Source organism: Dysgonomonas sp. GY617, assembly GCF_015233815.1.
Lineage (GTDB): Bacteria > Bacteroidota > Bacteroidia > Bacteroidales > Dysgonomonadaceae > Dysgonomonas_A.
Map to the genome: position 1 here is coordinate 64,263 of NZ_JADCLR010000021.1, position 20,020 is coordinate 84,282.

The window sequence follows — 20,020 nt, forward strand, 5'->3', positions numbered from 1 at the left end:
GAAACCTAAATATAATAATAAAAAACAAAAAAGGGGCTACGGAATATAAATTCCGTTCCCCTCTTCTATATCTGCTTCTTTGTAAAGCTCCTTACAACCTTTTAGGTTTAATATTCGTCTTCGTTAAAGAAAAAGTCTTCCTTACTTGGATAATCTGGCCAAATATCTTCGATTGTATCAAAAATTTCGCCCTCGTCTTCCAATTCCTGAAGGTTTTCTATAACTTCCAACGGTGCACCCGAGCGTTGAGCATAGTCAATCAACTCGTCCTTAGTAGCAGGCCATGGTGCATCTTCCAATTTCGATGCTAATTCTAGTGTCCAGTACATAGTAATGTATTTATTATAATTCTCTTAATTCTTATTTTCGGCAAAAATAGCAGAATATTCCTTAGGAACAAGTAGTATCCCAGAAAATTTCCTTTCCATTCTTATTACATTCTCTTCGGGCAAGGATAAAGAAGTAATCAGACAAGCGATTCACAAACTTTAAAATATTGTCTTCCACTGGATAATCTTCCTTAACTCGGTAAATGCAACGCTCTCCACGACGTGCTATTGTACGACAAATATGAGCTCTGGCTGCAGCTTCGCTTCCTCCCGGCAATACAAATTGTCTAAGTGAAGGTAACTCGCTATCCATGCGATCCATTTCCTTTTCTAACAATGCAATATTCTCATCGGTTATAATACTGGCAGCTTTTGGAGAAATGGCCTCTGTCTCTGTTGCCAGATACGATCCCACAGTAAACAATTTATGCTGAATGAAAGAAAGTACTTTCAGAATATCTTCCTCTTTTATCTCACAAATAAGCAATCCTAAAAACGAATTTAATTCGTCGATAGTACCATATGCATCTAACCTTACATGTGACTTAGGAACCCTCATCCCACCAACTAAGCCGGTAGTTCCCTTATCTCCTGTTTTTGTATATACTAAACTTTTTTTCATCAATAAGTAATGTTAAATATCTATTACTATATTCTACAATAGCTAATCTTAGTTATCACTCTATTCAAAGGAATAAAAGGTCTGAGAACTTAACCTCAGAAACTGAGTTTGTAATTTCGTTTGTAATATTTTTTATCGAAGAATAATATTCCAAGATGGAATAAATCTAAAGACACTATTACATCATTTTGTTGAACTAACATTTTCCATAACGTTTGTAGCTTTCTATTTGTTCGGATTCCATCAATAATAATTACAGAATCTTTGTGTACCAAAGACAGCAAATAGATAACCAGTTCATTATGAGAGACATTGTAATTTTTAAGATTCACGAAGATACAATCTTTTTTTCCGTTTATTAAAGGAAATGGCTCTTCTGACTGTATTATATTACGATCCCACTCATTATAAAGCATTTGTGCCTGATTATATTTGGATGGAGTAAGTTCCACACTCAAACATTCGATATCGGAAGCCGTCGCGGTCATGTATAAAGTATGAACTCCAATACCTCCTCCCAATTCAAGAATTTGCTTTAGATTGAAATAATTAACAATCTTGAATAATAAACGATGTGTTTTATTCTCCTGAAAAGATAAGGCTGGAAAATCTTTCATGTGATTGCGAACATCCTCATAAGCATGGTAAGGTGTTTTTTCTTCAATCACTCTAGTGATAAAGCTGAAAACAAAAGGAGAGTGTATGCCATGCCCTTTGTGATGTCGTACTTTAAACAACAATCTTACACCAGCTTTTGACAAACGAAATATTTTAGGCATAGGGTTTAATAAATTTCCACAAAAATAGAATCTTATTGCAACAATCAAAACTCAAAACAGGACTAACCTGCAAAAAAATAAAAAATAGAGTAATATCTTTAGTCTGATATACTCTATTTTCTGTTTTATCTCTTATCAATTGAATTTATTTAGCTTTCAAGTCGTGCAAGATTGGAATCTTGACTGTCTTTACTTCTTTCTTCAATTCATCATTTTGCTGCTCGAAGATCACAATATTGTTTCCTCCTTTTTTCAACCAAACTCCGGGTATATATAAAGTTTGTTGTGGACCAACATTCCAATATCTTCCAATATTTTTACCGTTGATAAAGATGATACCTTTACCCCAAGCAGACATATCAATAAAAGTATCGCCAGTTTCAGCTAAATTAAAAGTACCTTCATAAATAACAGGTCTGCCTGCTAGCTTAGCATTCAATTTGCTATTAGTATCTTGAAGATTATCTAAAGCTTCCGACTTTCCAATCTTTGCCATTGTAGAAGCTTCGCTCATCGGAAGTTTATACATTTCCCAATCTCCCTCAATATCCATTCCATTGATCTGAACAGGGCTTATTATACCTTTATTGTTATGAACAATCTCTGCTCCATAATTGATACGTCCCATATTTTCGACCAATATTTCCAGAGAAGAGTTAAACGGAATATCAATTTCCATTGAATAGTTCTTATAATAGCGATTCAACTCACCTACTTTTTCGCCGTTCACATATACAATAGCATAATCACGTAACCCTGTAATTTCTAATGTTCCACTAATTGGTTGATTAAAATGTCTCGAATAAAGAACATATCCGTAACCTTGGTTCAATTGTTCAAAAGTCAATGGCTTTTGACTTTCAACTTTCTCCTGCTTCATTGCAAAATTTAAAGCATCAGCCACTTTAGTCAGTTTGATAGAAGGAATCTCAATCAATGGTATTTGCTTTGGAGCTTCCGGAATATCGTATTTTGCATATTTCTTAATTACATTCTTAAGAGAATCAAACTTAGGTGTTACCCAACCTGCTTCACTTATTGGTGCATCATAATCATAACTTGTTAAATCGGGTTGAATATCGTGATTCTTATCATAGTTAGCTCCACTTGTAAAACCAAAATTGGTACCACCGTGAGCCATATAATAATTGATAGACACATCATTCTTTAAGTACTCCTCAGTCTGTCTTGCAACTTTAGACGCATCCACTTTAGGATGAGGCTCAGCCCAATGAGCTAACCATCCGGGATAAAATTCCGCTACCATATACGGACCTTGTCCTCCGTTATACTTATCAACCACCTTCTTCAGGTTAGTAATATTACTCTCTCCGTTAGCCGTAGGTAAAGCTCCGGGAGTAGAACCTCCTTCGAACAACCAACTACCATCAGATGTAAAGAAGGGTACTTCTGATCCTGCTGTTTTCAACTGAGCCACAATCTTTGCATTATAAACACGATGCTCCTCTAATGAAATATCTTTACGTTGAGCCACATAAGAGCCAAACTCATTTTCAGCCTGAACCATAATGATCGGACCACCTTTGGTTATTTGAAGATGTCCAACCTCTTTAAACAATCTATTGATATAAATTTCTGTATATTTCAAGAATTGAGGATTGTCTCGTCTGATTTCCATTCCTTCCACATTTTGAAGCCACCAAGGATAACCTCCAAACTCCCACTCTGCACAAACATAAGGACCCGGACGTAGAATAACCATCAAACCTTCTTCTCCTGCTATTTTTATATATTCTGCCAAATTATTATCTCCCTCGAAATCCCATTGACCGGGTTGAGGTTCATGAGCATTCCAAAAGACGTAAGTGGCAACAGCATTTAACCCCATTGCTTTCAACATCTGAAGTCTATGTCTCCAATACTGATGCGGTATTCTTGCATAATGCATCTCTCCCGAATGAATCTGAATCGGTTTTCCATCATAGACAAAATTTCCATCTTTAATTTCAAAGGTGTGTTTTGCCTGCCCATTGATCACCAAAGGGCTCATTAGAAAAAGGGTTAATAAAAAGAAGATCGTTTTTTTATTCATGGTTATTATATTAAGAGATCAGTGTTCTACTATTTTTTTGAATGGTATAAATTTACAGTACTTTTAATGAAAAACGAAATTTTAATGTATCAAATAAGCCGACTCCAGCCTAAAGAGCGATTAAAACAAGGCTCAAAGTAGAGACCATTCCGAGATTATTTTTATCTTTGATTAATTAATATTTTACCAACGGTATATCATATGAAATATATCAGCCTGATAATATCACTTTGCCTATGCTTCGCTTTAAATGCTCAAACTACTAAAGATTTGGCGCAGGCAAAACTTGACTATAAAAATAACGACTTTGCTAAAGCTTTACCTGTATTTGAAAGAGAGCACAACAGCAAACCGACCGATCCGTCACTCAATCTTTGGTTAGGTGTATGTATCTTTGAAACAGGTGGAAACATCAAACAAGCCGAAGAATACCTACTGATTGCCGCTAAGCGCAATTTACCGGAATCGTATTTGTATCTGGGTGATATCTACATCAAACAATATAGAGTTAGCGAAGCTCAACAACAATATGAGCGATATGCAAAAGCCAGACCGAAAGAAAAGGAAACAACTCTAGGCACTCGTAACCAATATTTAGATAAACTACAGAGGGCAATATCCAGAACTGAAGACATCCAAATTATCGATAGTTTGATTGTAAATAAAGATGCTTTCCTTTCGGCTTATAAATTATCATCAGATGCAGGTTCACTAGCTGCTTTTAATGATATTTTTGATGCAGACAGAAGAATAGAATCTACAGTTTATATAAATGGAAAAGGCTCAAAAATCTATTTTGGGCAACCAACCAATAATAAGATGAGTCTTTTTTCGATGGATAAACTCCTAAATGGATATGGCAACGAAAAGAAAATATCAAATAACAACTTAGGTCTTACGGGTAACACTAATTATCCTTTCGTCTTAACTGATGGTTCTACAATTTACTTTGCTGGACAAGACGAAAACGGTTTAGGAGGATATGATATTTATGTAACCAGATACAATCTGAATAATGATACTTATCTAACACCCGAATTACTAAATATGCCTTTTAACTCAACAGCAAATGATTACCTTTATGTATTCGATGAAGAAAAAGGCATAGGATGGTTTGCAACAGATCGCTTTCAACCCGAAGGAAGAGTATGTGTCTATACTTTTATCCCTAACGAAGAAGTGACGCTAGTGGAAAGTGATGACGAGATATACAAAGAAAACAGAGCAAAAATAGCTTCTATCAAAAGTACCTGGAGACCAGGTAAGAACTACTCAAGTCTCATTGCCACAGCTAGAAAAGAAAATACAGTAGTTGAGAAGAAAGTCTCAGACTTTACATTTGTAATTGACGATAGATACACTTATAATGCATATACAGATTTCAAAAGTTCTACTGCACGAAACCTTTACTTTGAAGCTAATGAGAAAAGAAAAGCATTAGAAGCAACTGAAAAGGACTTAGAGGATAAAAGAACTGAATATATAAATGTATCAGGCAATCAACGTTCAACTTTAGCCAGCGTAATTCAGAATCTGGAAAATAGACAATCTCTGCTTTACAACGAAGTTCAAGATTTAGATATCAAGGCTCGCAATGAAGAGATCAAAGCCTTACGGTAAAATCCAATCAGGCAGTATAACATATTTATTATTTCGGGCAGCTTTAACCATCTTTGTTTTTTTTAGACCGTTCAGAAACAAAAATGTTTGAAACCCTAAAACGCATTTAAAACTAATATTAATATATGACAGTCGAAATTATCATCATCGTTTTTTTGATTATACTAGGTGTCGGTCTTTTAGCAGCAGAAATTTTTCTATTACCGGGAATAACAATAGCAGGCATTGCAGGAGGACTTATGCTTATTGGCAGCATTGCCTATGCATTCTATTATATAAATGAGACTGCGGGATATATAACCATTGCAGCAAACATTATAATCTCCATCGCTGCCTTTTTATTTATACTCAAATCAAATGCCCTGAATCATATCGCACTAAAAACGGACATTGATGCAACTGTAGATCAAACAGAAATTTTACAACTCACCATAGGACAGACTGGTATTACTTTATCCCGTCTCAACCCGATTGGGAAAGCCGAGTTCGACAATCAATATATCGTAGAAGTAAAATCTATTACTGGCGAATTTATTGATGAAGGAGAAAACGTGCAAATCGTAAAAATAGAAAAATCAAGTGTAATGGTACAATCTGTACCTCAATTAGAAAATCAAACAAGTATTAACTAATAATTTTATAATTATGCCATTTCTCGTAGTTACAATTGCATTAGCAGCATTCGTGCTTCTACTCATCTTTTTCTACTACGTTCCATTCTTTTTATGGATCAATGCCCTATCGGCAGGCGTACGTATATCACTCGTTCAGTTATTTCTGATGAGATTACGTAGAGTACCGCCACGCACCATCGTATATGCTATGATCGAAGCTCATAAAGCAGGTCTTAGAAATATTACTCGTGACGAACTGGAAGCCCACTTTCTAGCAGGTGGACACGTCGAGAAGGTAGTACATGCATTGGTATCTGCATCTAAAGCAAATATCGACTTAACATTTCAAATGGCAACAGCTATTGACCTTGCCGGACGTGATGTATTGCAAGCAGTACAAATGTCGGTAAACCCAAAAGTAATTGATACCCCTCCTGTAACTGCGGTTGCTAAGGATGGTATCCAGCTGATCGCTAAAGCCCGTGTAACGGTGCGTGCCAACATTAAACAGCTAGTTGGTGGTGCAGGTGAAGAAACAATCTTAGCTCGTGTAGGCGAAGGTATAGTATCATCTATCGGTTCATCCGAAAGTCACAAATCTGTACTAGAAAACCCTGATTCTATTTCAAAACTTGTTTTGAAGAAAGGTCTGGATGCAGGAACTGCATTCGAAATTCTATCTATTGATATCGCGGATATCGACATAGGTAAAAATATTGGTGCAGTACTTCAAATAGACCAAGCTCAAGCAGATAAAAACATTGCACAAGCAAGAGCCGAAGAACGTCGTTCAATGGCTGTTGCTCTAGAGCAAGAGATGAAAGCAAAAGCTCAGGAAGCTCGTGCAAAAGTAATAGAAGCAGAAGCTCAAATACCTATTGCAATGGCAGAAGCCCTTCGCAGTGGAAATTTAGGAGTAATGGACTATTACAAAATGCAAAACATCCAAGCTGACACCGACATGCGCGACTCTATCGCACGTCCAACAGGCAACTCTGGAGGTGGTAAAACAGATAAGAAGTAAAGGTTCACACCATTCATTACAATACAGAAAAGGGTCTGAGAATAATAATCTCAAACCCTTTTTATATTTACGCAAACCTCTTTACAATAACACTACATTCTATAGCTTTGATATTAGCTTTTAGCTATCAGATATGTTGTACCAAAAACTTAAAAGCCCCTGAGATAAATTATCTCAGGGGCTTTTAATATATTAGAATGTAAATCTTCTTATTTCTTAGTAAAACGTTTACGTTCGTTCTCATCCAAATATATCTTACGCAGACGAGTTGCAGAAGGCGTAACCTCTACATATTCATCTTCTTTAATATATTCCAAAGACTCTTCTAGACTAAAGATAATAGCAGGCACAAGCTTTGCTTTATCATCAGTTCCGGAAGCACGCACGTTGGTAAGTTTCTTTGATTTAGTCAAGTTAACAACTAAGTCTCCTTCTTTTGAATGCTCTCCTACGATCTGACCCATATAAATATCGGTTTGAGATTCGATAAAGAAACGTCCTCTATCTTGTAGTTTATCTAAAGCATAAGCAAAAGCATTACCTGATTCACTTGCAATAATAGAACCATTCTGACGCTTTTCGATATCCCCTTTCCAAGGTTGGAATTCTAAGAAACGGTGAGCAATAACAGCTTCTCCTGCAGAAAGAGTCAAAGCAGCATTACTGATACCAATAATTCCTCTCGAAGGTATTGTGAATTCTAAGAATACTCTTTCGTTTTTCGATTCCATCATTGTCAACTCACCACGACGACGAGTTACAAGGTCAATAATCTTACTTGAATATTCTTCTGGAAGATTTATTGTAAGTTGTTCAATCGGTTCGCATTTCACACCATCAATTTCTTTGATAATAACCTTAGGTTGTCCAACCTGAAGCTCATATCCTTCGCGACGCATTGTTTCGATCAATACTGATAAGTGTAATACTCCACGACCAAAAACAATCCAAGAATCTGTTGTTTCGGTAGGCTCTACACGTAAAGCAAGATTCTTGTCCAATTCTTTCATCAATCGCTCATATATATGACGAGATGTAACGAATTTACCGTCTTTTCCAAAGAATGGAGAGTCGTTAATCGTAAACAACATAGACATTGTTGGCTCATCAATATCAATAGGCTCAAGAGGTTCAGGATTAGTAATATCTGCAATAGAATCACCAATTTCAAAACCTTCTATACCAATCAATGCACAGATATCACCACATTGTACAGACGAAACTTTTGCTCTACCTAAACCTTCAAAGACATTCAATTCTTTGATTTTAGATTTTACAATCGTTCCATCACGCTTACATAAAGAAACATCCATGTTTTCTTTTATTTCGCCGCGATGTACACGTCCGATAGCAATACGACCTACATATTTTGAATAATCAAGTGATGTAATCAACATCTGAGGTGTTCCCTGTAGAATTTCGGGAGCAGGAATATGCTCAACAATAGCATCAAGCAACGCAGTAAAGTCTGTTGCTGGTGTTTTCCAGTCATTCGACATCCAACCGTTTTTAGCTGAACCGTAGATTGTAGGAAAATCAAGTTGCTCTTCTGTAGCATCTAAGCTAAACATCAGATCGAAAACCATTTCGTGCACTTCATCAGGACGACAATTGGGTTTATCTACTTTGTTTATTACAACAATGGGTTTCAAACCTATTTCGATTGCTTTTTGAAGTACAAATCGAGTTTGAGGCATTGGACCTTCAAAGGCATCAACCAACAATAAACAGCCATCGGCCATGTTTAATACTCGTTCTACTTCTCCTCCAAAGTCAGCGTGACCCGGAGTATCAATAATGTTGATTTTTGTTCCCTTATAATTTATCGAAACGTTTTTAGAAAGGATAGTTATTCCCCTTTCTCGCTCCAAGTCGTTATTGTCTAGAATTAATTCACCCGCAGTCTGATTGTCCCTGAAAAGCTGCCCGGCAAGTAATAATTTATCTACCGTTGTAGTCTTGCCATGGTCAACGTGTGCGATGATCGCGATATTTCTAATATTTTGCATACCTATTTTTTGAGGCTGCAAAGATACAACAAAATATCGACAATCTTCTCATTCTATGAGAATACTGTCGATATTTAATTCATAAGATTCCTTTTATTTTCAACAAAATAAATACAATAACTAATATAAACAAAATAATAGCAATTATTACTTTTGATTTTGAAATATTAAAATTTGGCTTAGAAATCATACTCTCTTTATAATTTAGTTTCACCAAAAATGCATTGCACAATGCACACATGCTCCTAATTCTAATAATCCTGCTGCAGCCAAAACTCCCGATCCAATTGCAATTCCCCCAAGAGCACAATAGCCGCAAGAAATCCAAGCACCACAATCATCACATCTTAAAGTTTGATCTGCTTGAAAATGCAATGTATAAATCTTATCACTATCTCCTACTGAACGTAAGCCTGATTTAAAGCTTGGGTAAAGACTTTTAGGTATCATTTTCAAAGAAGAATTTTCTTTATCTAGAAAGACAATCATATCATCGACTTGAAAAACACCATCTTTATTAAATAAAAAACCTAAACCATCTTCATCTTTTAAATATTTATCATCAGTACCATTTATAGAATAACCTACCAACTCACTGAATTTCGTCCCACTATAAGAGATATAATCATCACCAATACTTTTAGCTATACTTTCATATAAAGTATAATCATTTTTATTATTCAAAATATCTCTAAGTTGTGCTGCGTCTATTTTTATACGCCCGTCATACAGTTGTGCACTAAACTTTAAAACCTGTTGCTCTTTATCTTTTTCTTCAGAACAACTTAAAGTCATAATTAGAATTGTAACAATACAAAATAGATGTTTTAAATTTCTCATTTTATAAATTTTTTGTTAAGGTTTATAAGAAGAACAATCATTTAGCTAAAAGATTTAACAAAAGAATAGAAATTAGATATTCTTACAAATACCATAAATGAGGTATATTTAACAAAAAAAATAAAAACAAGAAAATTTACATTCGATTATATCAATGAGTTGAAAATATCTGATCTAAAACAGCCGCCAATCGCAAACCGCCTCGTTGCAATTGTAATTCTACAACATCTGTATATTTATAAGCGTAGTCGTAAGACAATCTATCCTCATTATTTACAGACGAATAAATCTCATTTGCCAGGCAATGAGATTCATACAACCAATCCTCTAATGTTCCAGCCTCCAAGGCTTTCTTCTTCTCTTTAGATATAGTATTCAGCAGATTAGCATACTCAGTATAACTATACTTCATATAATCAATCAATTTACCATCCCAAACAGAATGTAGGTTGCTTTTATCACTAAACCACAATACCGAAATACGATTACCTCCCAGATCCTCTTCACGACCTACGTGCATGGGCTGATGTGCATCTCCCATAAGATGTACCAAGAAATAGAGTGCAACTCTTTTTTGCTCAACAGACGAAACATTATCGGCTATAATCTGCTCCAACTTAGGAATCTCTTTGTAAATATTATCTTGCTGAATATTCTTAATATAAGCCACAAAATCTTCTTTTGACAAATTACCCGGAGCATTCACGTAGTGCCAAGTATGGGTATGATCATACTCTCCTGTTTTATCCGATTTGATAAAATCAGGCCAATTTGCCCAATATGCAACAGCCATATTATTTAGCAACTGGTTAATCTTTTTACGTGTACTCGATTTAATATTCTGATCGGCAATTTGAGCCACGACTCTATGCCCAGTCATTCCCCAAGCGAATAATTGAGATGGTAATAAAATAGAAACAGTAAGAATACTAAGGACTAAAAACTTCTTCATATCAGGAATTTAAGGTCACAGACCCATTTATATTATTTAGGAAAGTTAAATAATTATATTAATCCACTATAACTAAACCAAGTAACGAACAGTTTAAATTATTTCAAAATTACAACAAATCTACACATTTTTCTAGTTGAAGCCCCCTTGACCCTTTAATTAAAATAAAGCGATCTTCTATCGGATTCTTTTTTAGGAAGTTTGTAAAATCATCTAATGTAGCAAAACAAGGATAAGTTGTATTTGTCTTACTAAAATTGTCCCCTACAAAAAAAGCATTATCAATAGAATTTGAAGCTATAAAATCAACAATTTTTTGATGTTCTGCTGCACTATCATTACCAAGCTCCCTCATATCTCCCAAAATAAGAGTTTTGTTGGGAACATCCATTTTTGTAAAATTCTGTAATGCAGCCCCCATACTGGTAGGATTAGCATTATAGGCATCGATGATTAATGTGTTTTTTTCGGTCTTTTTTAATTGTGAACGATTATTATTTGGAACATATTCTTCAATAGCCTTGCATATTTTAGCTGTTTTCACTCCAAAATATTTACCAATAGCCACAGCCGCTAATGCATTCGAAAGATTATACTCCCCTATTAAGTTCGTTTTCACAATATGATCATTCTTCGAGAATTTCCACACAAAGCTTAAATAGGGATCATTTGCAACTGCCCTTCCACAAACAAAAAGAGAATCGTCGTTACCATAACTTATCGTAGCTATCCCCTCAGATATATTCTTTAAGTATGGATTATCATTATCTATAAATATTTTACTATTTTTTTGTTCTCTCAGGAAATCATAAAGCTCGCCTTTCGCTTTTATAATATTTTCAAATGAGCCGAACCCTTCGATATGTGCACGACCAACATTAGTGATAAGACCATAGTTAGGTCTGGCTATTTCTACCAATGTTTTTATTTCACCTACGTGATTAGCTCCCATTTCGATAACCGCTATTTCATGAGCTTTAGTCATCTTCAAGAGAGTAAGTGGTACCCCAATATGATTATTGAGATTACCGTGGGTTGATAACACATTAAACTCTTGAGAAAGCACTGCTGTTATCAACTCCTTAGATGTTGTTTTACCATTAGTCCCGGTCACCCCAATTACAGGAATAGATAATTTGCTACGGTGAAAACTTGCCAGCTTTTGTAACGTGGTCAAGCAATCATCTACTAAAAATATATTTTGAGACTCATCGGCAAACTTGGCTTCATCTACAATTGCATATTTGCAACCTAACTCTAAAGCCTTTTTAGCATATAAATTTCCATTGAAATTGGAACCTTTCAAAGCAAAGAAAATAGAATTCTCTGCACAATTGCGTGTATCGGTAGTTATTGACGGATATTGTTTAAATATTTCGTACAATTGAGATATTTCCATAAATTGCGTATATGATATAATAAATAAAACTTATGCTTGATAAGGAACACCTCAGTGATCAATTTTGTTGACCTGAAAAGCAATAATCTTCCTTAATTTTTTAAGGTCTGAAACCTTTTTTTAATTTTGACTAATATTAAGTGTAATCTGCTACTATAATTGCTGATAATGTAGCATTAAAAACTTAGTATTATTTTGTATCTTTCGCTTATATAAATACCCTGCAAAAATACCCCATTTATGGTATTTTATTTATGGTTTGAAGCACGTAATTTTGTATCAATTAATAATAAAACAAAAAAATATATTGGTCATGACTAAAATAGCAAAAAAACTTACCGACCTAATTGGTAACACACCTTTATTGGAACTATCAAATTACGAAAAAAATCACAATATCGATGCAAAGATCATTGCAAAGTTAGAATATTTTAATCCCGCATCAAGTGTAAAAGATCGTATTGCTTTTGCAATGATTACAGACGCCGAAGAAAAAGGAATATTAAAAGCTGACAGTGTTATTATTGAGCCAACCAGTGGAAACACAGGAATAGGTTTGGCTTTTGTAGCAGCTGCAAAAGGATACAAACTGACTCTTACAATGCCTGAAACGATGAGTATTGAACGCCGAAACTTACTGAAAGCTCTTGGCGCAAATATTGTTTTAACTCCCGGACCTGATGGAATGAAAGGAGCTATTGCAAAGGCTGTAGAGTTGAAAGAAAGTACTCCTAATGGAGTTATACTTCAACAATTCGAAAATCCGGCCAATCCTGCTATACATCGCAAAACTACCGCCGAAGAAATTTGGAGAGATACCGATGGACAAGTAGATATTTTTGTTGCCGGTGTGGGAACTGGTGGAACTGTAAGCGGAGTAGGCGAAGTTTTGAAGCAACGCAATCCTAAAATACAGATTGTTGCCGTAGAGCCAACCGATTCACCTGTATTATCAGGCGGTAAACCAGGTCCTCACAAAATACAAGGAATAGGTGCTGGCTTTATCCCTAAAACTTATGATGCATCGGTAGTTGATGAAATCATTCAAGTAAAGAACGATGATGCTATACTTACCAGCAGACTTCTAGCTCGCGAAGAAGGTTTATTAGTTGGTATCTCATCAGGTGCAGCAATATATGCTGCTGCTGAATTGGCAAAACGCCCAGAAAATAAAGGTAAGAACATAGTAGTAATACTTCCTGATACAGGAGAACGTTATTTATCGACTGTTCTTTATTCTTTTGAAGAATATCCCTTATAAGAAAAAGGTCTGTGACCTTATGATTGCAAATAATAAAGTGTACTATATTATACCCGAGAGCTATGTAAAAGTAGCTCTCTATTTTTCATAACCCATTTAACCATATCATTTATGAGCACCTATAAATTTGAAACACTCCAAGTACATGCCGGACAAGAGGTAGACCCAACAACTCATTCGCGTGCAGTACCCATTTATCAAACAAGTTCGTATGTATTTGAAGATGCACAAGATGGTGCAGATTTATTCGGATTGAGAAAATTCGGAAATATCTATACCCGTTTAATGAATCCAACAACTGATGTTTTCGAAAAACGTATAGCTGCTTTAGAAGGAGGTATAGCTGCTTTGGCAACTTCATCAGGTCAATCGGCTCAATTTATAGCTCTCAATAATATTGTTTCAGCCGGAGATAATTTCATTTCGACTTCACATCTCTATGGTGGTACATATAATCAATTCAAAAACCAATTCAAACGTTTAGGCGTAGAGGTTAAATTTACACCAAATGATACTCCTGAAGAGTTTGAGAAATTGATAGACAATAGTACCAAAGCTATTTATCTTGAAACAATTGGGAATCCTGATTTAAACATTCCTGATTTTGAAGCAATAGCTGCGGTTGCAGATAAACACAACATTCCTCTTATTGTAGATAATACTTTCGGTGCAGGTGGATATCTATTCCGTCCATTGGAACACGGAGCAACTATTGTTGTAGAAAGTGCTACTAAATGGATTGGTGGACATGGAACTTCATTAGGTGGTGTAATTATCGATAGTGGAAAATTCAATTGGGGAAATGGTAAATTTCCAGAATTCACAGAACCATCAGATAGTTATCACGGATTAGTATTCTGGGATACTTTTGGAGCTAATAGCCCATTTGGGAATATCGCCTTCATTATACGAGCTCGTGTAGAAGGACTGAGAGACTGGGGTAACACAATCAGCCCACTGAATTCATGGTTACTCATTCAAGGACTCGAAACTCTCTCATTACGTGTAGAGCGTCATGTAGAGAATGCTCTTGCAATTGCCGAATGGTTAGAACAACATCCACAAGTAGAATATGTAAACTATCCGGGATTGAAGAGTAGTAAATACCATGACCTTGCCAAAAAATACTTAAAGAAAGGTTTTGGAGGTGTATTATCCTTCAAAGTAAAAGGTGGTGCTGAACAAGCAGATAAATTGATCAACAGCCTTGAGCTGATTAGTCATCTAGCCAATGTGGGAGATGCTAAATCATTGATTATACATCCGGCAGCAACAACTCATGAACAACTTGACGAGAAAGATAAAATCGCAACAGGTGCAATTCCCGGGTTATTGCGAATCTCTGTCGGAATCGAAAATATTGCAGACATTAAAGCTGATTTAGATCAGGCATTCAAGAAACTATAATAAATAAAAAGAGACGTAAATTTACGTCTCTTTTTATTTTAACTAGATAAACCTTATTGAACTTCTTACTTTTGTGAACTACTTGCAACTGTCAATAAATCTGTTTTCGAGTCATATACATGCATTACATACTGAATATCGTTTCCCCAAGCTTTCGTCGATTTATTCCACTCAACATATGATATAGCTTTAAGGCTTCCCTTATCATATTCATACATATACTTTTGATATGCTACCCATACTTTTTTACGAGACTCCCATTTATAAGAAATTCTTTCCTTAAGACTTCCATCTGCATTGTATTGGAGAACACACTCGGTCAATGGAACCAAGTTCATATCGTTTTCACCTTTACAAACAGTAGTTGTTACTGTACGCTTCTCTTTATCTTCAATTACATTCTTGTATAATTTATCACCTGCAAAGGAGTTGCTTATCGATAAAAAGAATGCCACCACCAAAGTACCTATTATTGTTTTCATGATTATACTATTATTTGATTCTTATACTATTAATATTTTTTATTCTTACTATCTGTTACAGATAAGTATTTTACAGGAGAAGACTCATTGCTTTTATCATAAATATACATGGCATACTGAACATCTTTGTTCCAAGAATTAGAAGATTCATTCCACGACAGATATGAAATATTAATTAATTCGCCATTTATATTGTATTCGTATTTATATTTACTTACTACAAGCCATTGTTGTGTATTTGAATCCCATTTATAAGAGATTCTTTCTTTTAGATTTTTATCTGTATTATATTCAAAAACTGTTTGTTTAAATGGAACCAAGTCTCTATTATCCGTACTATTATAAACGGTTGTTGTAACAGTACCAGTTTCTTTACTACCTTCTACATTCTTATGTATTGTATTGCCTCCAAAAGAAGTACTGATTGACAAACAGGCTGCTAGTATTGTAATAATTGTTGTTTTCATAATCTTATTGTTATTTGCTTTATATTTAAGACGCATAATCTAAGCGATTGGTTACAGTCTGTTCTGATTTTTTTAATCGTATACTGATTTCTCAACCAGTATACGATAGATTGATTAATATGAGTAATGTGCTAAGTGTATTTCTGAGGTGACTGGTTTAGTATCTAAATAATTTACAGAAAGGTTTTCTTCATTTGTATCATTTATATACATCGCATATTGTATATCTTCCGCCCAAGTATCAGTAACCTTATTCCATTGAGTAAAAGAAAGAGATAGCAATTTGCCATAAGCATTATAATCGTAATTGTATTTTTGAACAGCTACCCAACTACGATTATTCGAATTCCATTCATATATTTTCTTTTCGATGGGGCTACCGTTGGAATCTGATACAATAACATATCTTTTAATTGGCGATAAGTATTTCTCGTTTTCTCCTTGGCAAACAGTAGTAGTGGTAGTACGATCTTGCTCATTAGTCTCAACACTCTTATAGATTGTATTACTTCCAAAAGAATTGCTTACTGATAATAATGCTACTACTGCTAGTGTGATAATTGTTGCTTTCATAATGTTATATATTTATTTGTTTTAATTTTTCACGTTTCTACTATATATAATGCCAAAGCCATGCCAAAACGACTAATCACTTAATAATCAACAAATAGAATATTCCACAACATATCTAGATGTGTAAATAAAATTTACACACAACAGTATTTATTTTTACATATTAGATATTTCCAGAGGATTATAGACATAAAAAAACGGATGCTGATTCTACAATCAGCATCCGTTTAGGAAATATTCTTTATTTTATTTTTTGTCTAGATCAATTATAATCATCTACACCCATAGCATCTGTAGAATTTCGAGCAGCCTTATTTGTTATATTAAATCGATAACCCAAACTAAACATAAAATATTGCCCAATCATATTAGTCTTCGTATCTGAAATATAATTTCCTGAAACAACACGCATAAGGTTATTACGATCATCCAAAATATCATAGCATTGAAACTTAGCTGTACCCTGTTTCTTCTTCAAGAAAAGCTTGGCAATAGACAAATTCCACAGCATCTCCGATTTTCGGAAATTCTCAGCATACCCTTGATTATAGGTAAAACTCATCTCATTCTGAATAACAAAATCATTGGGAAGCTTTAGTAGCGTAGATGATTTCAGACCATAATTAGCCGTATTCATCCCCTCTTGATTAGGAAGGTTGTTTCTTGTTATATTATACGATATATTAGCCTGTAAACGCTGTTCGAACTTATCAGACCGATAGTTTATAGAAAAGGTTTCACTCATTGTCAAATTATAAGTAACACTCTTGACACTATTCGAAAATCCTATATTTCGGACAAAATAACCAAAGGAGCTATTATCCACAGTAAATTTTTTATTTCTCAACGGAGTATTAAACATTATACCTCCATTTAAGCCCCAGTTTCCATTGACATTTCGATATGAGCTTTCAACATTTCCAAATTCGTCAATCGTATTATAATCAACTATTTTATTTACAATATAATTACCACCACCCGTAATCATAAAAAATGAGCCTTTCTCATAATTCGATTTCTGATAATAAAGGCTAACCGTATTATCAAAACTAGGTTTTAAGTCGAGATTTCCATACGTTCGATTAAGAGCATCAAGTATTATAGTATCTGCTGATATCTGCTTTAAGGTAGGCTGTTCGGTAGAACCATAATAATCAAAATCGAAAGTTACATTATTCTGAGGTGTATATGTAAACTTGAAAGTAGGAGAAAAGTTTACCACTGTTTGCCTCTGATTTTCGATGATAGAATCCTGCATCATCGTCTTAGAAGTAGAAGTAGAAGGATCGACATTAAAACCAATATTATACTCATATTTCTTCATTGCCGATTGAAAACCAACATTCATTCTCTGAGTAGTATATTGAGATGTAGTGTGCCTCGTAAAAGCAGTATCTACGATCGTATACTCGCCTTCACCATCACGTCTGAAAGTAAGCCTATCTCTATCCGAATAATCACGTCGATAAGAATAGGCGACCTTAATAGAATTATGTTTGGTTATCGGTTCAACATACGCAGCCATAAAACCCCAGCTATTTCCCGTATTATCAATAGACAGCTCTTGATCTATAATTGTTGTTTTATTAGAAGCATGGTAAAAAACAGGAGAATAATTAGTTCCTGCACTTGCTCCCCCACGAATACCTCCATTCAAGCTAAAGCTAATATTTCGTCCCGCACTATTCAACTTACGTCCGAATATCATAGATGCGTTTAAATTATGTGTATCTCCTTTTGTTTTATAGTCTGTCCATGCAGTAGTTGTATCTTGTATGCCTTGTACATAGGAGAAGTTATCATTGCGTCTTATATCATCACTTGTTCCCGTATTAATATTCATTCGGGCATAAATTGTCGTTACCGAATCGGGATTCCACTTCATATTTAACCCCAGAGAAAGGTCTCTTTTTATACTTCGAGTCTCAGATGATTGGGTACTAAGCCTATTACCTGTTTCGATGAAAGTCTTTGTATCACTATCCATTTTAAAGACATTGTCATTATTCTCATAGTGTAAATTTCCTCCAACATTAAGTTTATCGCTTTTCAAAGCATTAAAGTTGAATCCTATCTCGCTATTTTTGGTAATACCATCATACTGACTAGAAGCTCCACTATATTCAAAATCGTCTGTAATATTTTTAAGATTTCCGATTAAAGAATACTGATTATCATCCATCATATAGTGAGCATTCAATTTATTGGAATATCGACCATTACTTCCATAACCAGATCGCCCTTCTCCAAATATACTTTGCTTCAATGCCTCTTTTACCGTCAGGTTTAGAACTTGTTCTGCATTTCCATCATTAAAGCCAGTCACTCTCGACATCTCAGATTGCTCCTTAAACAGTTGCAATTTATTAATCATCGAAGCAGGAAGATTCTTCAATGCCAAATCGATATCATTACCAAAGAACTCTTTACCATCAATAAGAATCTTGGAGATAATCTTCCCATTAGCCATCAGTTTTCCGTCTGCGCTAATATCAATTCCTGGCATTTTCCGAACCAGATCTAACAGTAAAGCATCCTCTCCCACTCTATAGGCATCGGCATTATATTCTATGGTATCTCCCCTCACAACAATATCAGGTACAGGGGCAACTATTATCGCTTCGCCCAACATATAAGAAGCTTCGCCCAAATATATAGTTCCCAAATCAAGGGTTTCTTTTCCTTCTAAGCTAATTTTACGGGTATATCTATTTGTACCTACATAAGAGATATCAATAATATAGTCTCCTTTAGAGTGGTTAATTGTAAACTTCCCATTAGACGCACTCACCGCCCCTACAATATAAGTACTGTCACTTACATTGAGCATACGCACAGATGCATAACTAATAGCTTCGCGATGCAAGCTATCACAGACAATACCTGTAACAGACTGGGCGTAAGAAACAATAGTTATGCACAAACAAATAAAAAGACAATAAAAGCGTCTCAATGAATAGTGTTTACTTTATTTCGGTTTTTAAGATTACTTGATCATAAACCTGTTTATCACTCAATAAGTATCTCTGAAATTAATTTTGCCTAAAACTTGAAGAAGGCTATTCTACAATACTTATCTCATCAGCTATATAACGAAAAAAAAGAGCTTCTATTATGATAGCCCTTTTTTTCTATACTGTAAAACCGCAATCGGTTTATTTTACTTAATCCTTTTGAGTAAAGAGTACCATCTTTACTCGAAGTTTATTTCCTATATCAATTACATTGATTATATCTTGTAAGTTAAGTGCCCGATCTGCTTGCAGAAGGACATTAACATCATCATCTTCATGACGCTCTCCTATTACAGTTGATAATTCTCCCTCAAGAGCTTCAAAAGGAACTTGCTTATCATTTACATAATAAGTAAGATCAGAAGTTACAATCAAATTAATATTCTTTTTAGTCGCCACCTTTTCAGCAGTCGACGAGTTGGGTAGTAATACCCGTATGGCAGCAGGAGTAACCATCGTCGAAACGATGAGAAAGAATAACAGCAAGAAAAACATAATGTCATTCAATGATGCTGTATAAACTTCTGCGGCTCTATTTTTACGACGTTGAATCTTCATAATTTTTGGCTGTTAAG

18 protein-coding genes are annotated in these 20,020 nt (G+C 34.9%); 5 read left to right on the forward strand and 13 right to left on the reverse strand.

The features are described from left to right. Positions 1-107: 107 nt before the first annotated feature. From IR022_RS10110 to IR022_RS10125, 4 genes are all read right to left on the reverse strand, one after another. Positions 108-329: a DUF2795 domain-containing protein gene (locus IR022_RS10110; protein ID WP_026626020.1), complete on the reverse strand. Its 222-nt coding sequence runs from the start codon at positions 327-329 to the stop codon at positions 108-110. A 61-nt stretch (positions 330-390) separates the two neighbouring features. After that, positions 391-951: a cob(I)yrinic acid a,c-diamide adenosyltransferase gene (locus IR022_RS10115; protein WP_050708431.1), complete on the reverse strand. Its 561-nt coding sequence runs from the start codon at positions 949-951 to the stop codon at positions 391-393. A 95-nt stretch (positions 952-1,046) separates the two neighbouring features. Next, a complete protein-coding gene (locus IR022_RS10120; protein ID WP_050708432.1) occupies positions 1,047-1,730 on the reverse strand; it encodes a hypothetical protein in 684 nt (227 codons plus the stop codon). 145 nt (positions 1,731-1,875) lie between these two features. Beyond that, complete coding sequence (locus IR022_RS10125; RefSeq protein WP_194203616.1) at positions 1,876-3,783, reverse strand: glycoside hydrolase family 35 protein; 1,908 nt, start codon at positions 3,781-3,783, stop codon at positions 1,876-1,878. A 201-nt stretch (positions 3,784-3,984) separates the two neighbouring features. On the opposite strand from IR022_RS10125, the gene IR022_RS10130 reads away from it, so the two are divergent. From IR022_RS10130 to floA, 3 genes are all read left to right on the forward strand, one after another. Next, on the forward strand, positions 3,985-5,403 hold the full coding sequence (locus tag IR022_RS10130) for a tetratricopeptide repeat protein (RefSeq protein ID WP_194203617.1): 1,419 nt from the start codon (positions 3,985-3,987) through the stop codon (positions 5,401-5,403). Positions 5,404-5,528: 125 nt separating this feature from the next. Next, positions 5,529-6,035: an NfeD family protein gene (locus tag IR022_RS10135; RefSeq protein ID WP_194203618.1), complete on the forward strand. Its 507-nt coding sequence runs from the start codon at positions 5,529-5,531 to the stop codon at positions 6,033-6,035. Between the two features lie 13 nt (positions 6,036-6,048). Further along, on the forward strand, positions 6,049-7,041 hold the full coding sequence (gene floA / locus IR022_RS10140) for a flotillin-like protein FloA (RefSeq protein ID WP_082204041.1): 993 nt from the start codon (positions 6,049-6,051) through the stop codon (positions 7,039-7,041). Between the two features lie 209 nt (positions 7,042-7,250). On the opposite strand, the gene typA is transcribed toward floA, so the two are convergent. From typA to IR022_RS10160, 4 genes are all read right to left on the reverse strand, one after another. Then, positions 7,251-9,050 carry a translational GTPase TypA gene (gene typA / locus IR022_RS10145; protein WP_050708437.1) on the reverse strand — a complete coding sequence of 600 codons (1,800 nt, stop codon included), beginning with the start codon at positions 9,048-9,050 and terminating at the stop codon, positions 7,251-7,253. Between the two features lie 210 nt (positions 9,051-9,260). Continuing rightward, positions 9,261-9,890: a hypothetical protein gene (locus IR022_RS10150; protein WP_194203619.1), complete on the reverse strand. Its 630-nt coding sequence runs from the start codon at positions 9,888-9,890 to the stop codon at positions 9,261-9,263. 151 nt (positions 9,891-10,041) lie between these two features. Then, the gene (locus IR022_RS10155) at positions 10,042-10,842 is read right to left on the reverse strand and encodes a S1/P1 nuclease (protein ID WP_194203620.1); all 801 of its coding nucleotides are present in this window, start codon (positions 10,840-10,842) and stop codon (positions 10,042-10,044) included. A 109-nt stretch (positions 10,843-10,951) separates the two neighbouring features. Then, positions 10,952-12,241 carry a UDP-N-acetylmuramoyl-tripeptide--D-alanyl-D-alanine ligase gene (locus IR022_RS10160; protein WP_194203621.1) on the reverse strand — a complete coding sequence of 430 codons (1,290 nt, stop codon included), beginning with the start codon at positions 12,239-12,241 and terminating at the stop codon, positions 10,952-10,954. 313 nt (positions 12,242-12,554) lie between these two features. Between IR022_RS10160 and cysK the strand changes: the two genes are divergently transcribed. Beyond that, on the forward strand, positions 12,555-13,502 hold the full coding sequence (gene cysK, locus IR022_RS10165) for a cysteine synthase A (RefSeq protein ID WP_050708440.1): 948 nt from the start codon (positions 12,555-12,557) through the stop codon (positions 13,500-13,502). A 111-nt stretch (positions 13,503-13,613) separates the two neighbouring features. Continuing rightward, complete coding sequence (locus tag IR022_RS10170; RefSeq protein WP_050708441.1) at positions 13,614-14,909, forward strand: O-acetylhomoserine aminocarboxypropyltransferase/cysteine synthase family protein; 1,296 nt, start codon at positions 13,614-13,616, stop codon at positions 14,907-14,909. A 65-nt stretch (positions 14,910-14,974) separates the two neighbouring features. On the opposite strand, the gene IR022_RS10175 is transcribed toward IR022_RS10170, so the two are convergent. From IR022_RS10175 to IR022_RS10195, 5 genes are all read right to left on the reverse strand, one after another. Continuing rightward, entirely contained in the window at positions 14,975-15,391 is a 417-nt protein-coding gene (locus tag IR022_RS10175) for a DUF3836 domain-containing protein (protein WP_194203622.1), read from the reverse strand. 29 nt (positions 15,392-15,420) lie between these two features. Continuing rightward, entirely contained in the window at positions 15,421-15,858 is a 438-nt protein-coding gene (locus IR022_RS10180) for a DUF3836 domain-containing protein (RefSeq protein WP_194203623.1), read from the reverse strand. A 114-nt stretch (positions 15,859-15,972) separates the two neighbouring features. Further along, positions 15,973-16,431, reverse strand: coding sequence for a DUF3836 domain-containing protein (locus IR022_RS10185; protein WP_194203624.1), 459 nt, complete (start codon positions 16,429-16,431; stop codon positions 15,973-15,975). Between the two features lie 262 nt (positions 16,432-16,693). Further along, complete coding sequence (locus tag IR022_RS10190; RefSeq protein WP_194203625.1) at positions 16,694-19,354, reverse strand: outer membrane beta-barrel protein; 2,661 nt, start codon at positions 19,352-19,354, stop codon at positions 16,694-16,696. A gap of 241 nt (positions 19,355-19,595) precedes the next feature. After that, positions 19,596-20,003, reverse strand: a complete 408-nt coding sequence (locus tag IR022_RS10195; RefSeq protein ID WP_050708446.1) for an ExbD/TolR family protein — start codon at positions 20,001-20,003, stop codon at positions 19,596-19,598. Positions 20,004-20,020 lie beyond the last annotated feature (17 nt).

Coding starts and splice junctions, on each gene's coding strand:
- typA (WP_050708437.1), bottom strand. CDS start 9,050: ATGCAAAATATTAGAAATATCGCGATCATCGCACACGTTGACCATGGC.
- IR022_RS10115 (WP_050708431.1), bottom strand. CDS start 951: ATGAAAAAAAGTTTAGTATATACAAAAACAGGAGATAAGGGAACTACC.
- IR022_RS10175 (WP_194203622.1), bottom strand. CDS start 15,391: ATGAAAACAATAATAGGTACTTTGGTGGTGGCATTCTTTTTATCGATA.
- cysK (WP_050708440.1), top strand. CDS start 12,555: ATGACTAAAATAGCAAAAAAACTTACCGACCTAATTGGTAACACACCT.
- IR022_RS10170 (WP_050708441.1), top strand. CDS start 13,614: ATGAGCACCTATAAATTTGAAACACTCCAAGTACATGCCGGACAAGAG.
- IR022_RS10135 (WP_194203618.1), top strand. CDS start 5,529: ATGACAGTCGAAATTATCATCATCGTTTTTTTGATTATACTAGGTGTC.
- IR022_RS10125 (WP_194203616.1), bottom strand. CDS start 3,783: ATGAATAAAAAAACGATCTTCTTTTTATTAACCCTTTTTCTAATGAGC.
- IR022_RS10110 (WP_026626020.1), bottom strand. CDS start 329: ATGTACTGGACACTAGAATTAGCATCGAAATTGGAAGATGCACCATGG.
- IR022_RS10130 (WP_194203617.1), top strand. CDS start 3,985: ATGAAATATATCAGCCTGATAATATCACTTTGCCTATGCTTCGCTTTA.
- IR022_RS10160 (WP_194203621.1), bottom strand. CDS start 12,241: ATGGAAATATCTCAATTGTACGAAATATTTAAACAATATCCGTCAATA.
- floA (WP_082204041.1), top strand. CDS start 6,049: ATGCCATTTCTCGTAGTTACAATTGCATTAGCAGCATTCGTGCTTCTA.
- IR022_RS10185 (WP_194203624.1), bottom strand. CDS start 16,431: ATGAAAGCAACAATTATCACACTAGCAGTAGTAGCATTATTATCAGTA.
- IR022_RS10150 (WP_194203619.1), bottom strand. CDS start 9,890: ATGAGAAATTTAAAACATCTATTTTGTATTGTTACAATTCTAATTATG.
- IR022_RS10180 (WP_194203623.1), bottom strand. CDS start 15,858: ATGAAAACAACAATTATTACAATACTAGCAGCCTGTTTGTCAATCAGT.
- IR022_RS10155 (WP_194203620.1), bottom strand. CDS start 10,842: ATGAAGAAGTTTTTAGTCCTTAGTATTCTTACTGTTTCTATTTTATTA.
- IR022_RS10120 (WP_050708432.1), bottom strand. CDS start 1,730: ATGCCTAAAATATTTCGTTTGTCAAAAGCTGGTGTAAGATTGTTGTTT.
- IR022_RS10195 (WP_050708446.1), bottom strand. CDS start 20,003: ATGAAGATTCAACGTCGTAAAAATAGAGCCGCAGAAGTTTATACAGCA.